The 16,528-nt window shown below is 28.2% G+C and carries 13 protein-coding genes and 1 tRNA gene; 13 read left to right on the plus strand and 1 reads right to left on the minus strand.

The features are described from left to right. The first annotated feature begins 16 nt into the window (after nt 1-16). The 6 genes from rfaE2 to GQX97_RS01435 all read left to right on the plus strand — a co-directional run bounded on the left by rfaE2 (nt 17) and on the right by GQX97_RS01435 (nt 5,243). Nucleotides 17-472, plus strand: a complete 456-nt coding sequence (rfaE2, locus tag GQX97_RS01410; RefSeq protein WP_157150181.1) for a D-glycero-beta-D-manno-heptose 1-phosphate adenylyltransferase — start codon at nt 17-19, stop codon at nt 470-472. Nucleotides 473-551: 79 nt separating this feature from the next. After that, a complete protein-coding gene (gene murC, locus GQX97_RS01415) occupies nt 552-1,934 on the plus strand; it encodes a UDP-N-acetylmuramate--L-alanine ligase (RefSeq protein WP_157150182.1) in 1,383 nt (460 codons plus the stop codon). After that, nucleotides 1,909-2,838 (plus strand): UDP-N-acetylmuramate dehydrogenase, encoded by a 930-nt coding sequence (locus GQX97_RS01420; RefSeq protein ID WP_157150183.1) that lies wholly within the window; start codon nt 1,909-1,911, stop codon nt 2,836-2,838. Before murC ends, GQX97_RS01420 begins: the two co-directional genes overlap by 26 nt. Before the next feature lie 48 nt (nt 2,839-2,886). After that, entirely contained in the window at nt 2,887-3,255 is a 369-nt protein-coding gene (locus GQX97_RS01425) for a DMT family protein (RefSeq protein WP_157150184.1), read from the plus strand. 61 nt (nt 3,256-3,316) lie between these two features. Next, nucleotides 3,317-4,069, plus strand: coding sequence for a basic amino acid ABC transporter substrate-binding protein (locus GQX97_RS01430; protein WP_157150185.1), 753 nt, complete (start codon nt 3,317-3,319; stop codon nt 4,067-4,069). An 85-nt stretch (nt 4,070-4,154) separates the two neighbouring features. Continuing rightward, nucleotides 4,155-5,243, plus strand: coding sequence for a PP2C family protein-serine/threonine phosphatase (locus GQX97_RS01435; protein WP_232473237.1), 1,089 nt, complete (start codon nt 4,155-4,157; stop codon nt 5,241-5,243). Between the two features lie 79 nt (nt 5,244-5,322). On the opposite strand, the gene GQX97_RS01440 is transcribed toward GQX97_RS01435, so the two are convergent. Beyond that, nucleotides 5,323-5,395: transfer RNA gene (locus GQX97_RS01440), tRNA-Asn, on the minus strand. Nucleotides 5,396-5,634: 239 nt separating this feature from the next. Here GQX97_RS01440 and dnaE point away from each other — a divergent pair. The 7 genes from dnaE to GQX97_RS01475 all read left to right on the plus strand — a co-directional run bounded on the left by dnaE (nt 5,635) and on the right by GQX97_RS01475 (nt 16,527). Next, entirely contained in the window at nt 5,635-9,285 is a 3,651-nt protein-coding gene (gene dnaE, locus GQX97_RS01445) for a DNA polymerase III subunit alpha (RefSeq protein WP_157150186.1), read from the plus strand. Nucleotides 9,286-9,399: 114 nt separating this feature from the next. Continuing rightward, nucleotides 9,400-10,320: an ABC transporter permease gene (locus GQX97_RS01450; RefSeq protein ID WP_157150187.1), complete on the plus strand. Its 921-nt coding sequence runs from the start codon at nt 9,400-9,402 to the stop codon at nt 10,318-10,320. A gap of 16 nt (nt 10,321-10,336) precedes the next feature. Beyond that, nucleotides 10,337-11,320 (plus strand): ABC transporter permease, encoded by a 984-nt coding sequence (locus GQX97_RS01455; protein ID WP_157150188.1) that lies wholly within the window; start codon nt 10,337-10,339, stop codon nt 11,318-11,320. A 22-nt stretch (nt 11,321-11,342) separates the two neighbouring features. Then, nucleotides 11,343-12,314: an ABC transporter ATP-binding protein gene (locus tag GQX97_RS01460; protein WP_157150189.1), complete on the plus strand. Its 972-nt coding sequence runs from the start codon at nt 11,343-11,345 to the stop codon at nt 12,312-12,314. A gap of 23 nt (nt 12,315-12,337) precedes the next feature. After that, nucleotides 12,338-13,300, plus strand: coding sequence for an ABC transporter ATP-binding protein (locus GQX97_RS01465; RefSeq protein WP_157150190.1), 963 nt, complete (start codon nt 12,338-12,340; stop codon nt 13,298-13,300). 9 nt (nt 13,301-13,309) lie between these two features. Next, nucleotides 13,310-14,938 carry a hypothetical protein gene (locus GQX97_RS01470; protein WP_157150191.1) on the plus strand — a complete coding sequence of 543 codons (1,629 nt, stop codon included), beginning with the start codon at nt 13,310-13,312 and terminating at the stop codon, nt 14,936-14,938. Between the two features lie 11 nt (nt 14,939-14,949). Beyond that, nucleotides 14,950-16,527, plus strand: coding sequence for a hypothetical protein (locus GQX97_RS01475; protein WP_157150192.1), 1,578 nt, complete (start codon nt 14,950-14,952; stop codon nt 16,525-16,527). The last annotated feature ends 1 nt before the right edge of the window (nt 16,528 follow it).

Below are 16,528 nucleotides of genomic sequence, written 5' to 3' on the forward strand. Positions count from 1 at the left end.
TATACTTTATTGATATATGAAAAAAATACTTAATGATTTAGAAGAATTAAAAAATGTATTAAATAAAAGAGAGACAAAAAGGATAGTATTTACTAATGGCTGTTTTGATATTATTCATAGGGGACATGTAGAATATTTACAAAAAGCAAAAGAGCTTGGCGATATACTTATACTTGGCTTAAATAGTGATGACTCTGTGAGAAGGTTAAAAGGAAGTAGCAGACCAATAAATAATGAAACTGATAGAGCTATAGTGTTATCTGCATTAGAGTGCATTGATTATGTTGTTATTTTTGATGAAGACACCCCTTTAGAATTAATTAAATTTATAAAACCTGATATTTTAGTGAAAGGCGGAGATTATAAAATAGAAGAGGTTGTTGGCAGAGAATATGCTAAACAAACTGTATTAATAGATTTTGTAAATGGGTATTCTACCACAAATATTATAAAAAAAATTAATATTAATTAATTACAATTTTTTATGTAATTTTAACTAAAAATTATTTGTTTTGTTATTTAAAAAATAAAAATTTTATAGGTATGTGCGAATGTTTACAAAAAAGAAAGAGAAGATACATTTTATAGGAATAGGCGGAATAGGAATGAGTGCTATAGCATTGGTGCTTAATTCTATAGATGAATTTACAATTACAGGAAGCGATTTAGCTAAAACTCCAAAAACTCAGTCTTTAGAAGATTGCGGTATTAAAGTCTATTATGGTCATAGAGAAAGTAATGTAGAAGATGATGTTACAGCTGTTGTTAGCTCTTCAGCAATAAGCCCTACTAATGAAGAGATAATATCTGCTAAAAAGAAAAATATTATTGTGATACCAAGAGGAGAGATGCTTGCTGAAATTATGCGTTTGAAGCAAGGAATAGCAATATCAGGCTCTCATGGAAAAACTACTACCACTTCTCTAATAAGCCAAATAATGATAGAGGCAAAATTAAACCCAATATGCATAATAGGCGGAAATCATTTTAATCTTAAGAGCAATGCCTATTGTAATTTAAATAGTGAATATATGGTTTGTGAGGCAGATGAGAGTGACGGAAGTTTTCTAAGGCTTTCACCTGTATTTAGCGTTGTTACAAATATTGATAATGACCATTTAGATTATTATGGCAATGTTGAAAAACTAAGACTTGCTTTTTTAGATTTTATTAATAAAGTTCCTTTTTATGGATGTTCTTTTCTTTGTTTTGAAAACGATGTTGTAAAAGATTTAGCTAAGAGTGTAACTAAAAAATATTATTCTTATGGCTTTTCTAATGAATATGATTTTTATGTTGATAAAACCTCTATAAATACAGAAGGGTTTAAAACATATTTTAAAGCTTATTATAAAGATGAGTTATTAGGGGAGTTTGAACTTCCTTTAATAGGCGAGCATAATGTGCTTAATTCTTTAGCTTCAATTGCAGTGGCGTACCATTTAAATATAGATACTGATACTATAAAAAAAGCACTTCAAACCTTTGAAGGTGTAGGCAGAAGATTAAATAAATTGTATGATAAGGAGATAACATTATTTGATGATTATGGTCATCACCCAACAGAAATAAAAGCTACATTATCTTCACTTAGAAATGCTTATAAAGACAGACGTATTATAGCTATATTTCAGCCTCATAGATACAGCAGAACTCAGCTGCTTTTAAATGATTTTGAAGAAGCTTTTTTAAATGCTGATAATTTAATAATTACCGATATATATGCTGCTGGAGAAAATCCTATTGCAGGAATTAGCGGTGAAACTATATGTAAAATAGTAAAAAATAATAATATAAAATATATAAAAAATATAGAAGATATATTGCCAGAGTTAGAAAAAATGAAACAAGACGGAGATGTAATAATTACTTTAGGAGCTGGTAATATAGTAAAGGTTAGTAACGATTATGCAAAAAAATTATCAAGCTCTTGAAGATTTTTTACAAGAAAATAAGGTTACATACAATAAAAACCGTCCGTTTAAAGAATGTACTAGTTTTAGTGTTGGGGGAATAGTAGATTTATATGTTACTGTAAAGAATATAGATGAACTTTTGTCTTTACTTGTCTTTCTAAATAAAAATAATATAAAATATTTTGTGATAAAAGATAAAAATAAATTCCTTGTATCTGATGATGGGTATGATGGAGTTATTATATCTATGGAAGGCAGTTTTGAAAATTTTGAGTTTTTAGATGATTGTGTATTAAAAGCGAATAGTTCTGCTATTTTGGAGAGACTTTCACATGAGGCTCGTATTAGAAATTTATCTGGTTTAGAGTTTGTTGCTTTAGTTAATAGCCGAATAGAGTCTGCTATTTATGGAGAGCTTGAATCTTTTGGCATGTCATTTATGAATATTGTAGAAACTTTAACTGTACTTTATCAAGATTTAATGATTATAAAAGATATATCCAAAAATGAATATTTGTCTTCAAGCAGAGAGATTAAAGACAATATGATTATTTTATCTGCTACTTTAAGATTAGAGAAAGATTCTCCTGAAAGTATAGATAATAGAATAGAGTGGTTTAGATATATAAGAGGCTCTGTTGCCCCAATGGAAGCAAATATTGGTCCTGTATTTGAAGATTTTGATAATATAAAAGCTTATGAGATGGTTGAGAGAGTTGGCGGGCTTGATATGAAGGCTGGTACTATGAGATGGCATAAAAGATTTCCAAATTATATAGTTAATGAATGTATTTATATTGATAATTGCTCAACTAATATGTCTAAAGCTTCTGATGTTTTATCTTTAATAGATGATACAAAAAAGAAAATAGAACAGCATTATGCTTTAAATCCTAAAATCAATATTAAACTTTTAAGTTAATAAATAAATATTTTTTAAATCATAATAAAAACAGGAGATTAAAAAATTATGAAAGGTGTAAGCACTATAATACTTCTTATTTTATCAAATACATTTATGACTATAGCTTGGTATGGACATTTGAAATTTAGCGAAATGAAAGGTTTAGCTAAATTATCTCTTCCTTTTGTTATATTAATTAGTTGGGGTATTGCTTTATTTGAATATTGTTTTCAGGTGCCTGCTAATAGAATTGGTTTTGAGGGGAATGGAGGGCCTTTCTCTCTTATGCAATTAAAAGTTATGCAGGAAGTTATTACTTTAACTATATTTACAATATTTACAGTTGTATTTTTTAAAACAGAAACTTTGAGAATTAATCATTTTATTGGTTTTTTATGTTTAATATTAGCTGTATTTTTTATATTTAAAAAATAGCACTTGACTTTCTTAACTTCTTATAGTATTATTATCCGCAGTAATAATTGGAGTTTCTATAATGAAAAAAATATTCTTTTTGTTTTTATGTTTTGGTTTATTAATTCTTTCTTGTGGAAATAATAACAACAATAGTGATAATAAAGAAGTATCAAACAAAGATGTTGTGATTGTTGGAATTGATGCTGATTTTCCTCCTTTTGGTTATTATGAAGGTGATGAGATAAAGGGATTTGATTATGATATAATAAATGAAGTAGCTAAAGTTTCTGGTCTTAATATTGAGATTGTAGCTATGAAATTTGATGGTCTTTTACCTGCTTTACAAACTAAAAAAATAGATGCTATTATTGCGGGAATGACTGTGACAGAGGAGAGAAAAAAGTTTGTTAATTTTTCTAAGACTTATTATGTATCTAGTCAGGTTATGTTAGTTAATGAAAAAAATGATAGTATTACTAATTTTGATAATTTGCTTGGAAAGAATGTTGGTGTTGTTATTGGTACTACGGGTGATATTATTATGACAGAAACGGAAGGGGTTAATACTCAGAAATTTGATACTGGAGCTGGGGCTGTACTTGCTTTGGCAGAAGATAAAATTGATGCTATTGTATTTGATAAAGAGCCTTGCAAAAATTTTGCTAAATATAATGATGGTATTAAATTAATAGAAAGTGATGCTGTTGAAGAAGATTATGCTATTGCTGTGAGAAAGGAAGATACTTTAATTTTGGATAAGATTAACGAAGGCTTATCTGTAATAATGACTAATGGAACATATGAAAAACTTATAGATAAAAATTTTCAATAAAAATTATTAGTTTTATTAATTTATATAATTTTGTGTAGTTTGCAAATAATTACTTTTTGTTTTATAATAATAATAAGTTCTTATTATGAAACAAAAAGTTTTAATTTTATTGAAAATAGCATTGATAGCATTTTTTTTGCTGTTTCTCATATTAAATATTGCTTCTATAATTTATTATGATACAAAAATTGTATTTATAGTTTTACTTGTATTCTTTTTAATTTTTTCAATTTCTTTTTTTATAGTATATTTTTATTTAAATAGTTCTATAAGCAATTATAAGGAAGTAATGGAAACTCAAAATAATGGGGTTACATATAGGCTTTCAAAAATCACTAGCAGTATATTATATGATTATCAAAGTGCCATAAAAAAATTAAAAGAAAAAAACATGTATATATTGGGAAGATATGATGTGTTGGATAATATAAGAAAGAAATATAAAAAAGACATGAAAAATGCTAAGAAGATACAGACTTTTATGCTTCCTAAGAAAATGCCAAATAATGAGCATTTATCTTCTTATTCCTTTTATAATCCTGTTGAGATAATAGGGGGAGATTTTTTTGATTATGTTTATTTAAATGGGGACAGCAGTCAGATACTTTTTATTATATCTGATGTTAGCGGGCATGGTATAGATGCTGCCATAATAACAGCTGTAATAAAAACTGCTTTTAGAGATTTATCTGAAAATTTTAAAAGTGTTAAGGCACTGCTTCATGATATAAATGACACTTTAATTAATATGATGCCAAGCGGATATTATTCTACGATGATAGTTGCGAAAATAGATTTAAAAAATAGAGTTTTAACTTATTCAAATGCTTCACACACTCCTTTGCTTTGTATACGCGATAATGCTATTAAAGAATATAGAAATGGCGGCACTATAATAGGTTTATTTCCTAGTGCATATTTTCATGAAGAGGATATTAAACTTAATAATGGAGATGTTTTCTTATTTTTTACAGATGGAATTATTGAGGCATCCAAGTCAAAAAATAAATATGATGTATATGGTATAGATAGGTTAAAAGATATGTTTATAAATAATAGTGCTTATAGTGCTGAAAATATTATAGAAACTATTAAAATAGATTTTTATGAGTATTTAGATTATAGAAGTCCTGATGATGATTGTTCTATGGTTGTTTTCAAGATAGATTCTTAAGTTTAATATATAATTATTGATTTTTTGAATTAATTTTTTGCAATAAAAAAAGCCCCATAAACATAGGGCTAAAATAATGCTCCGAGAACAGGGCTCGAACCTGCGACCCGGTGATTAACAGTCACCTGCTCTACCGACTGAGCTATCTCGGAATATTTTTTTATCGTTAATTGTTTAAGTATAATAGCATATTTAATAAAAAATGTCAATAGCTAAAATATTTTTTTATAGCACTAATTTTTGAAAATTATTGTATTTGGATTTAATTTTTAGTATTTTTTACCGTAAATATTTATAGTATATTATAATATTGTTTTTAAATCGATTTTTAACTTGATATTTAACATAATTGGGTATAAAATAAGATTTAGAAAAATAGGGGTATAATCTTATGTCATTTGTTCATTTACATGTACATACTCAGTATTCTATACTTGATGGTGCTGCTCGTATTAAATCATTATATTCTAAAACAGATAAAACTAAAAGACTCATACCAGGTTTAATAGATAGGGCAAAAGAATTAGATATGCCTGCTATAGCTATGACAGACCATGGTAATATGTTTGGGGCTATGGAGTTTTTTTCTGAGGCTAAAGATAAAGGAATTACACCTATCATAGGATGCGAAGTATATGTTGCTCCAAAGACTAGATTTGATAAAAAATTAGATAACTCTGAAGAGAAAAGTGCTATGCATTTAGTTCTTCTTGCTAAAGATAAAGAGGGATATAACAATTTATGCAAATTGGTAACTCATGGATATACTGAAGGCTTTTATTATAGACCAAGAGTTGATCATGAATTAATAGAAAAATATAATAAAGGCTTGATTTGTTTATCTGCTTGTATGGGCGGAGAGATTCCTATTGCTATAAGAAAAAAAGATTATAAACAGGCTTCAAAATTAGCTGAATATTATAAATCTATATTTGGAGAAGATTTTTATATAGAACTTCAGGATCATGGATTAGCAGAAGAGAAAACATTAAATAGTGCTTTATATAAATTAGCAAATCACCATAATATAGAATTAGTAGTTACAAATGACGTGCATTATGTATTAAAAGAAGATGCTAAGGCTCATGAAATACTTTTGGCAATACAAACTAAAGCTACTTTAGATATGCCAAGAAGATATAAGTTTCCAAGCAATGAGTTTCATTTGAAAACTGAAGAAGAGATGAAAAAATCTTTTGCAAAACTTCCAAAAGCCTTTGAAAACACAGTTAAAATAGCAGAGCAATGCAAAGATTTAAATATAATGACTAAAACTTATTATATGCCAAATTATGAGCTTCCTAATGGTGAGACAGAAACTACTGCATTAAGAAAAATGTGCCTAGAAGGACTTAATAAGCATTATAATAACAATATTCCAAAAGAGGCTATGGAAAGGCTTGATATGGAATTAGGTGTTATAGCTAAGATGGGTTTTGAAGGTTATTTTTTAGTAGTTCAGGACTTTATTAATTATGCAAGAAATAATGATGTTGCTGTAGGTCCGGGAAGAGGAAGTGCAGCTGGTTCAATAGTTGCATTTGCTACAGGAATTACAAAGGTTAATCCGCTTGATTATAATTTGCTTTTTGAGAGATTTTTAAATCCAGAAAGAAAAAGCATGCCCGATATAGACGTTGACTTCCAAGATGATAAAAGAGAAGTTGTAATAGATTATGTAACAAAAAAATATGGTAAAGATAATGTTTCTCAGATTGCTACTTTCGGAGCTTTGGGCGGACGTTCTGTTATAAGAGATGTTTGCCGTGTTATGGGTATAGATTTAGCTACTGCTGATAGGCTTGCTAAAAGCATACCTAATGATATAAAAAGAGTTGTAGATATATATGATCATCCCGATTGTGCTGAGTTTAGAAAAGAGATTGATAATAGCAGAGAGCTAAAAAATATGTATGAGATATCTATGAGGCTTGATGGTTTGGTAAGAAATGTTGGGCTTCATGCTGCTGGTGTAATTATATCATCTCATCCTATAGCTGATTTAGCTCCAGTTTATCAGGATTCTAAAACAGGTACAAGAGCTTGTCAATATGAGATGACTTATGTTGAAAGTGCTGGTCTTATAAAGATGGACTTTTTGGGTATTAAAAACTTAAGACTCATAAAAGATGCTATAAAAGATATAAAAGAGAGATACGGCACTGAAATAGATATAGATAATCTTCCTTTAGATGATGAAGCTGTTTATGATATATTTAGGCGTGCTGATACAGGAGGGGTCTTCCAGTTTGAAAGTCCCGGTATGCGTCAGATGCTTATAAATATTCAGCCTACAAGTTTTGATGACTTAGTATCAAGTGTGGCATTATATCGTCCCGGTCCTTTAAACTCTGGAATGGATAAAGATTATGCAGACAGAAAAAACAAAAGAAAAGAGATAGTATACAAGCATCCAGATTTAGAACCTATACTTAAAGAAAGTCAGGGAGTATTAATATATCAAGAGCAGATTATGGCTATAAGTAGGGTTATTGGAGGTTTTACTGCCGCCGAAGCAGATGATTTAAGAAAGGCTATGGGTAAAAAAATAGTAGAGAAAATGAACTCTATGAGAGAGAAATTCATTAGCGGCGGACTTGAAAGAGGATATGATGAAGAGTTGTTAAATTATCTCTTTGATACAATGAAAGGTTTTGCTGAATATGGGTTTAATAAATCTCACTCTGTTTGTTATGCTTTAATAGCCTATCAAGAAGCTTATATTAAAGCTCATTACCCAATGGAATATTATGTGGCTTTGCTTAATACTGTGATAGCTGACACTGATAAGATAGCGTTATATCTAAATGAAATTAAACAAAAAAATATAGAAGTTGTTACTGCGAGCGTTTTTGAAAGTGATGCTTTATTCTCTCAAAAGAACGGAAAGATAGTATATGCTTTACATGCTGTTAAAGGTGTAGGTCTTCAAGCTGCTTTAGCTGTACAAGAAGAGAGAGAAAATAATGGTCAGTTTAAAAATTTAGAAGACTTTGTAAAACGTGTAGATGTTCATTTGGTTAATAAAAAAGTATATGAAACACTTATAAAATGCGGGGCTTTCTCTGAGTTCGGACATACTGAAAGTGCATTACTTTCTTCACTTGATGCAATACTTGCTCATGCATCTAACTATCAAAAAGAAACATTATCAGGACAAACTATGCTTTTTGATTCTATGTCTGAAGATGATACAGGAAGTGCTTCTTTGGTGATAGAAAAACAGGTTGAATATGCTAATAATATTTTAATGGAAAATGAAAAAGAGGTTTTAGGCTTTTCTTTAAGATATCATCCTTTTGCAAGATATATTACAAAAATAGATTATAAGTATTTTAATAATTTACTTGAATTAGAAGAACTTGAAGATAAATATGAGTTTTCTATACCTGCAATTTTAATGAATATATCAGAAGGTACTACAAAGAAAAATACTCCTATGCTTGTATTAAAAGTGATAGATTTGTTTACAGAGAGCACTTTCTATATTACAACAAAGGTTGATAAATATAGAGAGCTTCTCAATGAAAATATGGGTATACTTATAAAAGGTAAAAGAGATAAAAATAAGTTTTCTGGCAAAATATATAATAACATAATAGATATTAAAGATTTAGACAGCGTTCTTAATGATAAAAAGAATGTTTTAAAAGAAGTAAAAAGAGAGATAAAAAGAGATAATGCAGAAACTTTAGTAACAGAAAATAAAATACCAAAACCCTCTAATGAAAATGCTGTTAATAATAAAGATGGTTCTATAATAAAAAGAGAAAATAATAATATTATTATAAAAAATACTACAGGCAAAAAACAATTAGCACTTTATGTTAATAAAAATATATTTGATGATATGGATTTATTATGTTTACAAAATGCTATATCATCAAACCCCGGCGATTATACTATTTTCTTAAAACTAAAATCAGAAAGCGGTACTGAAGTATTTAAGATAGGCGAAAACTACAAAGTTGATCCTAATCAGAGATTTTTAACAGAGGCTAAAAGTGCTTTGAGGTCTCTAATAGAAATAGAATATGCATGACAATTTTTACATGTAATTTTATTCAGTTTTTTTAATTGACGAAAGAACATTTTTATTATATAATTGCATATCTTAATAATTGTATAATTAATTATTAATTTTGGGGTATAGTTTATGTTTGATTATGTTTTAAAGAGACTATTTATATCAGTTTTAACTTTATTTGTTATAATAACCATTACTTTTTTCTTAATGCATACGGTACCGGGAGGACCATTTGTTGGAGAGAAGCCGCTTAGTAAAGTTGCTTTGGAGAATTTAAATAAAAAATATGGTTTAGATAAGCCTCTTGTTGTTCAATATGCAAACTATCTTAAAAATGCAATTAGAGGAGATTTAGGTACTTCTCTCACTAAAATAGGTCAATCTGTATCAGGTACTATAGTGAGGGCTTTTCCTGTGTCTTTTAGGCTTGGAATATTTAGTATGTTTATTTCCACTACCATTGGAGTTTTATTTGGTATAGTTGCCGCTCTTAGACAGGGTAAGGCAATAGATAGGGCTGTGATGGTGGCAGCTACTTTAGGTATAGCAGTGCCTAGTTTTGTTGTTGCTACTGTTTCTATAATTATTTTTTCTGTTAAATTAAAATTGCTTCCTGCTTATGGTTTTGATTCTTTTAAGCAATATTTAATGCCCGGTTTTGCTTTATCTTTTAGTTCACTTAGTTTTATGGCTAGACTTATGAGAAGTTCTATGCTTGATGTTATTCACCAAGATTATATAAAAACAGCTAGGGCAAAGGGTATATCAAGAAGCATAATTATATTTAAGCATGCTTTAAGAAATGCTATTATACCAATAGTTACATATATAGGACCTCTTGCTGCTGGTATACTTACTGGTTCTTTTGTTGTAGAGAAGATTTTTAATATACCCGGTCTTGGAAGATATTTTGTTGAAAGCATCACTCAAAGGGATTATCCTACAATATTGGGAGTTACTATATTTTATGGAGCTTTCTTAATAATTATGAATTTCTTAGTTGATTTATCTTATGGTATTATAGACCCTAGAATAAAGATTCAAGATTAATAAAAAGGAATAATAAATGGAAAATAGTTTAGATAAATCATTATTTGTAAAGGCAAGCGAAGAAGAAAAGGCTGCTGCCGAGGTGAAGAGAGAGAGTGTAACTTATTGGCAGGATGCTTATAGAAGATTCAAAAAAAATAAAGTGGCTTTAGTTTCTATTATTATAATAGGCATTATAGCTCTTCTTGCTATATTTATACCTATAATATCAGAATACGAATATGCTCAAATAAATAGAGGTGTTGAAAATAGTTTGCCCACATTAGAACACCCATTTGGTACAGATACTTTGGGAAGAGATTTGCTTGTGCGTTGTATGATAGGGGCTAGAATATCTCTTTTAATAGGTATAGTGTCTGCTACTTTGGTTGTAATAATAGGTATAGTATATGGTTCTATATCTGGATATTTTGGCGGTATGCTTGATAATATTATGATGCGTATAGTAGATATTATTAGTGCTGTGCCTACACTTTTAATTGTTGTATTATTGTCAGTTGTTCTTAAAGCTCCTATGGATAAACTATTTTTACAAAATGAGTCATTAAGAGGAATTGGACTTTTAGGTCCCGGACTTTTTAGTATATTTATAGTTATATCTTTGCTATATTGGACTAATATGGCTAGAATGACTAGAGGACAGATTTTAGCATTAAAAAATCAGGAGTTTGTAACTGCTGCTAGGGCTTTAGGTACTTCTCATGGCAGAATAATTTTTAAGCACTTAATACCTAATGCTATGGGAGCAATAATAGTATCAGCTATGGTTCAGATACCTAATGCTATATTCGTTGAGGCTTTTTTAAGTTTCTTAGGTTTGGGTGTAAGTGCTCCTATGGTTTCACTTGGCTCTTTAACTTCAAATGCTGTTAGCGGGGTTTATTCTTATCCTTATCAGCTGCTTTTCCCTGCTGCTTTAATAAGTGTTATAATACTTTGTTTTAATTTGGTGGGTGATGGACTTAGAGATGCTTTAGACCCTAGAATGAAAAACAGATAAAAAGCTATAAAGGTGGTATTTAATGGAAAGTTTACTAGAAGTTAAAAATTTAAGCGTATCTTTTTTTACACCGCTTGGAGAAGTTAAGGCTGTTAATAATATTTCTTATAAATTAGATAAATCTAAGGTATTAGGAATAGTTGGGGAGTCTGGAAGCGGAAAAAGTGTTTCTGCTTATTCTATTATGGGACTTATTGAAGAGCCCGGTAAAATTATTAATGGAGAGATACTTTTTGAAGGTACTGATTTAATAAAGCTTTCTGAACATGAAAAAAAGAAAATAAGGGGTGATTCTATATCAATGATTTTCCAAGACCCCATGACTTGTTTGAACCCAGTATATACTATAGGCAATCAGCTTATGGAAGCTTTAACTACTCATAAAAAAATAAGCACTCCAGATGCAATAGAAAGAATTGTAGAACTTTTAACATTGGTTGGTATTAATGAACCAAGAAGAAGAATAAAACAGTATCCGCATGAACTTTCAGGCGGTATGCGTCAACGTATAATGATAGCTATGGCACTTGCTGGAGACCCTAAAATACTTATTGCTGATGAGCCTACAACTGCACTCGACGTTACAATACAAGCACAGATACTTGAGCTTATAAAAGATATACAGAAAAAAATACATATGGCTGTTATACTTATTACGCATGACTTTGGTATTGTAGCTGATATGGCTGATGACATTATAGTAATGTATGGCGGCGGCATAGTAGAGAGAGGTACTGTATTTGATATATTTGAAAGACCTAAACACCCTTATACTTTAGGGCTTCTTAAGTCTTTACCTCGTATTGATATTAAACAAGATAGACTTATACCTATAGAAGGAACACCTATAGATTTACTTAATATGAAAGCAGGCTGTCCTTTTAGCACAAGATGCGAAGAATGTATGAAGGTTTGTATAGACAATAAACCTCCTAGAACTGAATTTGAGAAGGGGCATTTTTCTGCTTGCTGGCTTCATCAAATGCCTAATTAATTAATGAAATAAAAGGAAAAATTATGGCACCTTTAATAGAAATACAAGATTTAAAACAACATTTTAGAATAAAGGGCGGTTTGTTTGGAAGAAATATACAAACAGTAAAGGCCGTTGATGGAGTATCTTTCACTATAAACAAAGGAGAAACTTTTGGACTTGTGGGAGAATCTGGAAGCGGTAAAACTACACTTGGAAGAACTTTGCTTCATCTCTACAAACCTACAAGCGGAAAGATATTGTTTAATGGAGAGGAAGTTAATGAAAATAATTACAGACAATATGCTAAAAGAATGCAAATTATTTTCCAAGACCCTTATGCTTCACTTAACCCTCGTATGACTGTTGAAGACATAATAGGCGAGGCTCTTGATGTTCACAAACTTTATTCTACAAAATCAGAAAGAAGAGAGAAAGTAATTAATCTCCTTAAACTTGTTGGACTTAATGCTGAACAGGCACAGAGATATCCGCATGAGTTTTCTGGCGGGCAGAGACAGCGTATAGGTATAGCTCGTGCTTTGGCTGTTAATCCAGAGTTCATAGTGTGCGATGAGCCAGTATCTGCTTTAGATGTTTCTATTCAGGCTCAAATTATAAATATGCTTTATGATATGCAGCAAGATATGAAACTTACTTATTTGTTTATTGCTCATGATTTAGCGGTGGTGCGTCAAATATCTAAAAGAATAGCTGTTATGTATTTGGGTAATATTGTTGAGCTTACTGATAGTGAATCATTATACACAAAATCACTTCACCCTTATACTCAATCTTTAATTTCTGCTATACCTATATCAGAGCCTTCAGTTGCAAAAAACAAACAGCGTATAATACTTTCTGGTGAAATACCTTCTCCAATCAATCCTCCATCAGGATGCAAGTTTAGAACAAGATGTCCTAAGGCAGAGGCTATTTGTGCTGAGAAAGTTCCTGAGTTTAGAGAAGTTGAAAATGGGCATTATTGTGCTTGCCATTTAGTATAAACATTATTTATGAGATTTGATAAGTATATATTTATACCTGTTTTATTAATAGTATCTGCTATTTTTGCTAATTTATTTTTGCTGCATTATAGTGTGCCTAAAAAGTTTATAGGTACAATAGGAATAGATCAGCCTACTCATTTTTATGACATGAAAAAATGGTATGAAAGTAAAAAACTTCCTACTACTAGTACTAGGTTTATGGCTACTAGAATTATAGACGATGAAGTTACTACCCCCAGAGTACCGGGAGGAGCGTATTATATAATATATACTTTATTTTATAAATTAGCTTCAGAAACTTTATTAGGTGCTAAAATCATTAATTTAATATTTAATTTAATTATAATATCAATATTTTTATTTTGGTTTTATAAAAAATTTGGCTTAATTATTACTTCTTTTATTGTACCTCTAATTTTATGCAATGGTTATTTTGTTATAGCGATTATAGATTTTTGGAATCCTAATCTCTCTTTAATATTTAGTTTTTTATTATTTATATTTTTATTTGAATATATAGATGAAAATAAAGAAAATGATACAAGAAAAAATATAGTAAGATTTGCTGCTATATTTATTTTTCCAGTACTTGCAATAATGGCACAAGGACATTTTTTTGTATTTTTCTCTTTTGTTCCAACTATAATAATTTATTTGATTATTAAGTTTAAAAGAACATTAAAATATATGAAATTTTTTATCATAGGAATATTTTTATCTTTTTTAGAATATTTACCTTATCTTATCTCTGAAATACAAACTAATTTTTCTAATTTAAATATGATTTTTAATACACGTTCTTCTTTTAGTAAATTCCCTTTTCCTCAAATTCAATCTTTATTTGTTTTTCCAACTAATGAAATGTCGGCCTTTTATGGTTCAAAGATGATATCAATTATAAAATTTTGGAATATGTATCCAATTAAATTTTTAGGGGTATTATTTTTATTTATCAGTATTATTTTTGCATTTATATGCTTATTGAGAGCTATATATTTTTCTTTTAATAAAAAATACAAAGTAAATTCAAATAATGAAAAAATAATTATTGAAATGATGAGAATATTCTTATTATTTATTCCTATTACAATAATTGGTAATATGTTTGCAGGTCAGTTTGCTAAAATACATTATTTTTATCAATTTTTTTCATTTTCTTTTTTACCTATAATTTTATTTTTTATACAAAAAGAAAGTAAATTCAAAATTGATAAATTTTTATTTACATCATCTTTATTAATTATACTAAATATAATTGTTATGACTTTTCAAATAACAACTTATGTAAAAAATTATGAAGAGCCTTTTAGTTTTAGAAATATTGAAACTATAATATCATCATTATATAATGATTCTAAGAATAGTGATGTTAAAGTAGAATTAGTATATGATGCGAATTATAATTATTTATACAGAGATATTGCTAAAATTTATTTTCCAGAGTCTGTTTTTAATCAAGTTGATGATTCTAGCAATTTTTATATTATAATAAATATGGTAGCATCTTCTCAAAAAACAGATGAGAGTATATCTAATTATATGGATTATATAAATAAAAATTCTATACCAATAATAAATACTTCTAAATTGTATTTATATAAATATATAGGTGATGAACCTTTTAGAAAACCTTAAGGATATTATGTATGAAGTTATATAGTATTATATTAATAATTATATCCATAATAGCATGCATATTTATTTCATTTTATGCAGTTGATAAAAGATATATAGGGATGGATCAGGTTCAGCATTTTTATGACATGAAAAAATGGTATGATTCTAATAAGCTGCCTACTACAGGTACAAGGTTTATAGCAAGTGAAATAATTAATGGAGAAATTACAACACCTAGAGTTCCGGGAGGAGCATATTATATATTTTATACATTATTTTATAAATTATCTAATGAAAATTTATTAAATGCTAGAATTATTAATTTAATATTTAATTTGATAATATTAATTGTATTTTTATTTTGGTTTTATAGAAAATTTGGTATTTTTATTACTTCTATAATGTCTGCTTTGATATTATGCAATCCTTATGTTATATTAGCGATAACAGATTTTTGGAATCCTAATATTACATTAATATTTAGCTTTTTATTTTTTATATTTTTATTTGAATATATTAATAATGATAATAAAAAAATAAAACAAATATCATCAATTTTTATTTTTCCAATACTTGCTTTAATGGCTCAAGGGCATTTTGTAGTTTTCTTTTCTATGGTTCCTACAATTATAGTTTATCTTATAATACGTTTTAAAACTACAAAACATTATTTTTTATATTGGAGTATTGGAGTATTTATAGCTTTTCTATTGTATTTACCTTATTTAGTATCTGAATTTCAAAATGGTTTTAATAATTTAAAACTTGCTATGAATATAAGAGATGGGTTAAATAGAATTCCATTTCCTCAAATATATGCATTGCTTATTTTTCCTACTAATGAAATGTCAAGTATGATAGGTACAAGATTTGGTTCTGTATATTATTTTTGGACAAAAAATGGTATTTATTTTTATGGATTAATATTTTTAATTTTATCAGTATTAATATCTGTATTTTTGTTTTTTAACTCTATTTTTATAGTTATAAAAAATAAAAATATAGATGATAAATTAACTAGAACAGTAGTAGAAATGTTTTATGTATTTTTAATGTTTATACCTATAACGATATTATCATTTATTATTTTTAGATCTAAACCGGGTACTTTTCATTATTTATACTCTGCTTTCTCTATTTCTTTTATTACATATATTTTATTTTTTAAGTTTTACGAAAATAATTTTAATAATAAAAAGAAATTAGTTATTAGTATATTCTTTATTCTTAATGTGTTTGCTGTATCGGGAGAGATGTATAGATATTTTTACTTATTTCAAGAACCTAGAAGTGAAGAAGCATTGTATGCTGTTGGAAATTTTATTAAAGATGATTCTCAGGGTAAGAAAATTGCTATATATGATAGTTTTTCTGGTATAGTTCATAAACAATTTGAGGACATTTTTAAAATATATTTTACAAATATGAACTTAAATATTTCTAAAAGTCCTGATATATTATATGCAATAAGAGATGATATACTTATCAATAATTGGGATGATAATAGAAATAATAGAGAGATGGAATATCTTATAAATAATAATGCTATTGAACTTACTAATATAGCAGGTTACACAATATTTAAATTTCCTAATGTTCCTGATTAAT

It is taken from the genome of Brachyspira sp. SAP_772 (genome assembly GCF_009755885.1).
GTDB lineage: Bacteria > Spirochaetota > Brachyspiria > Brachyspirales > Brachyspiraceae > Brachyspira.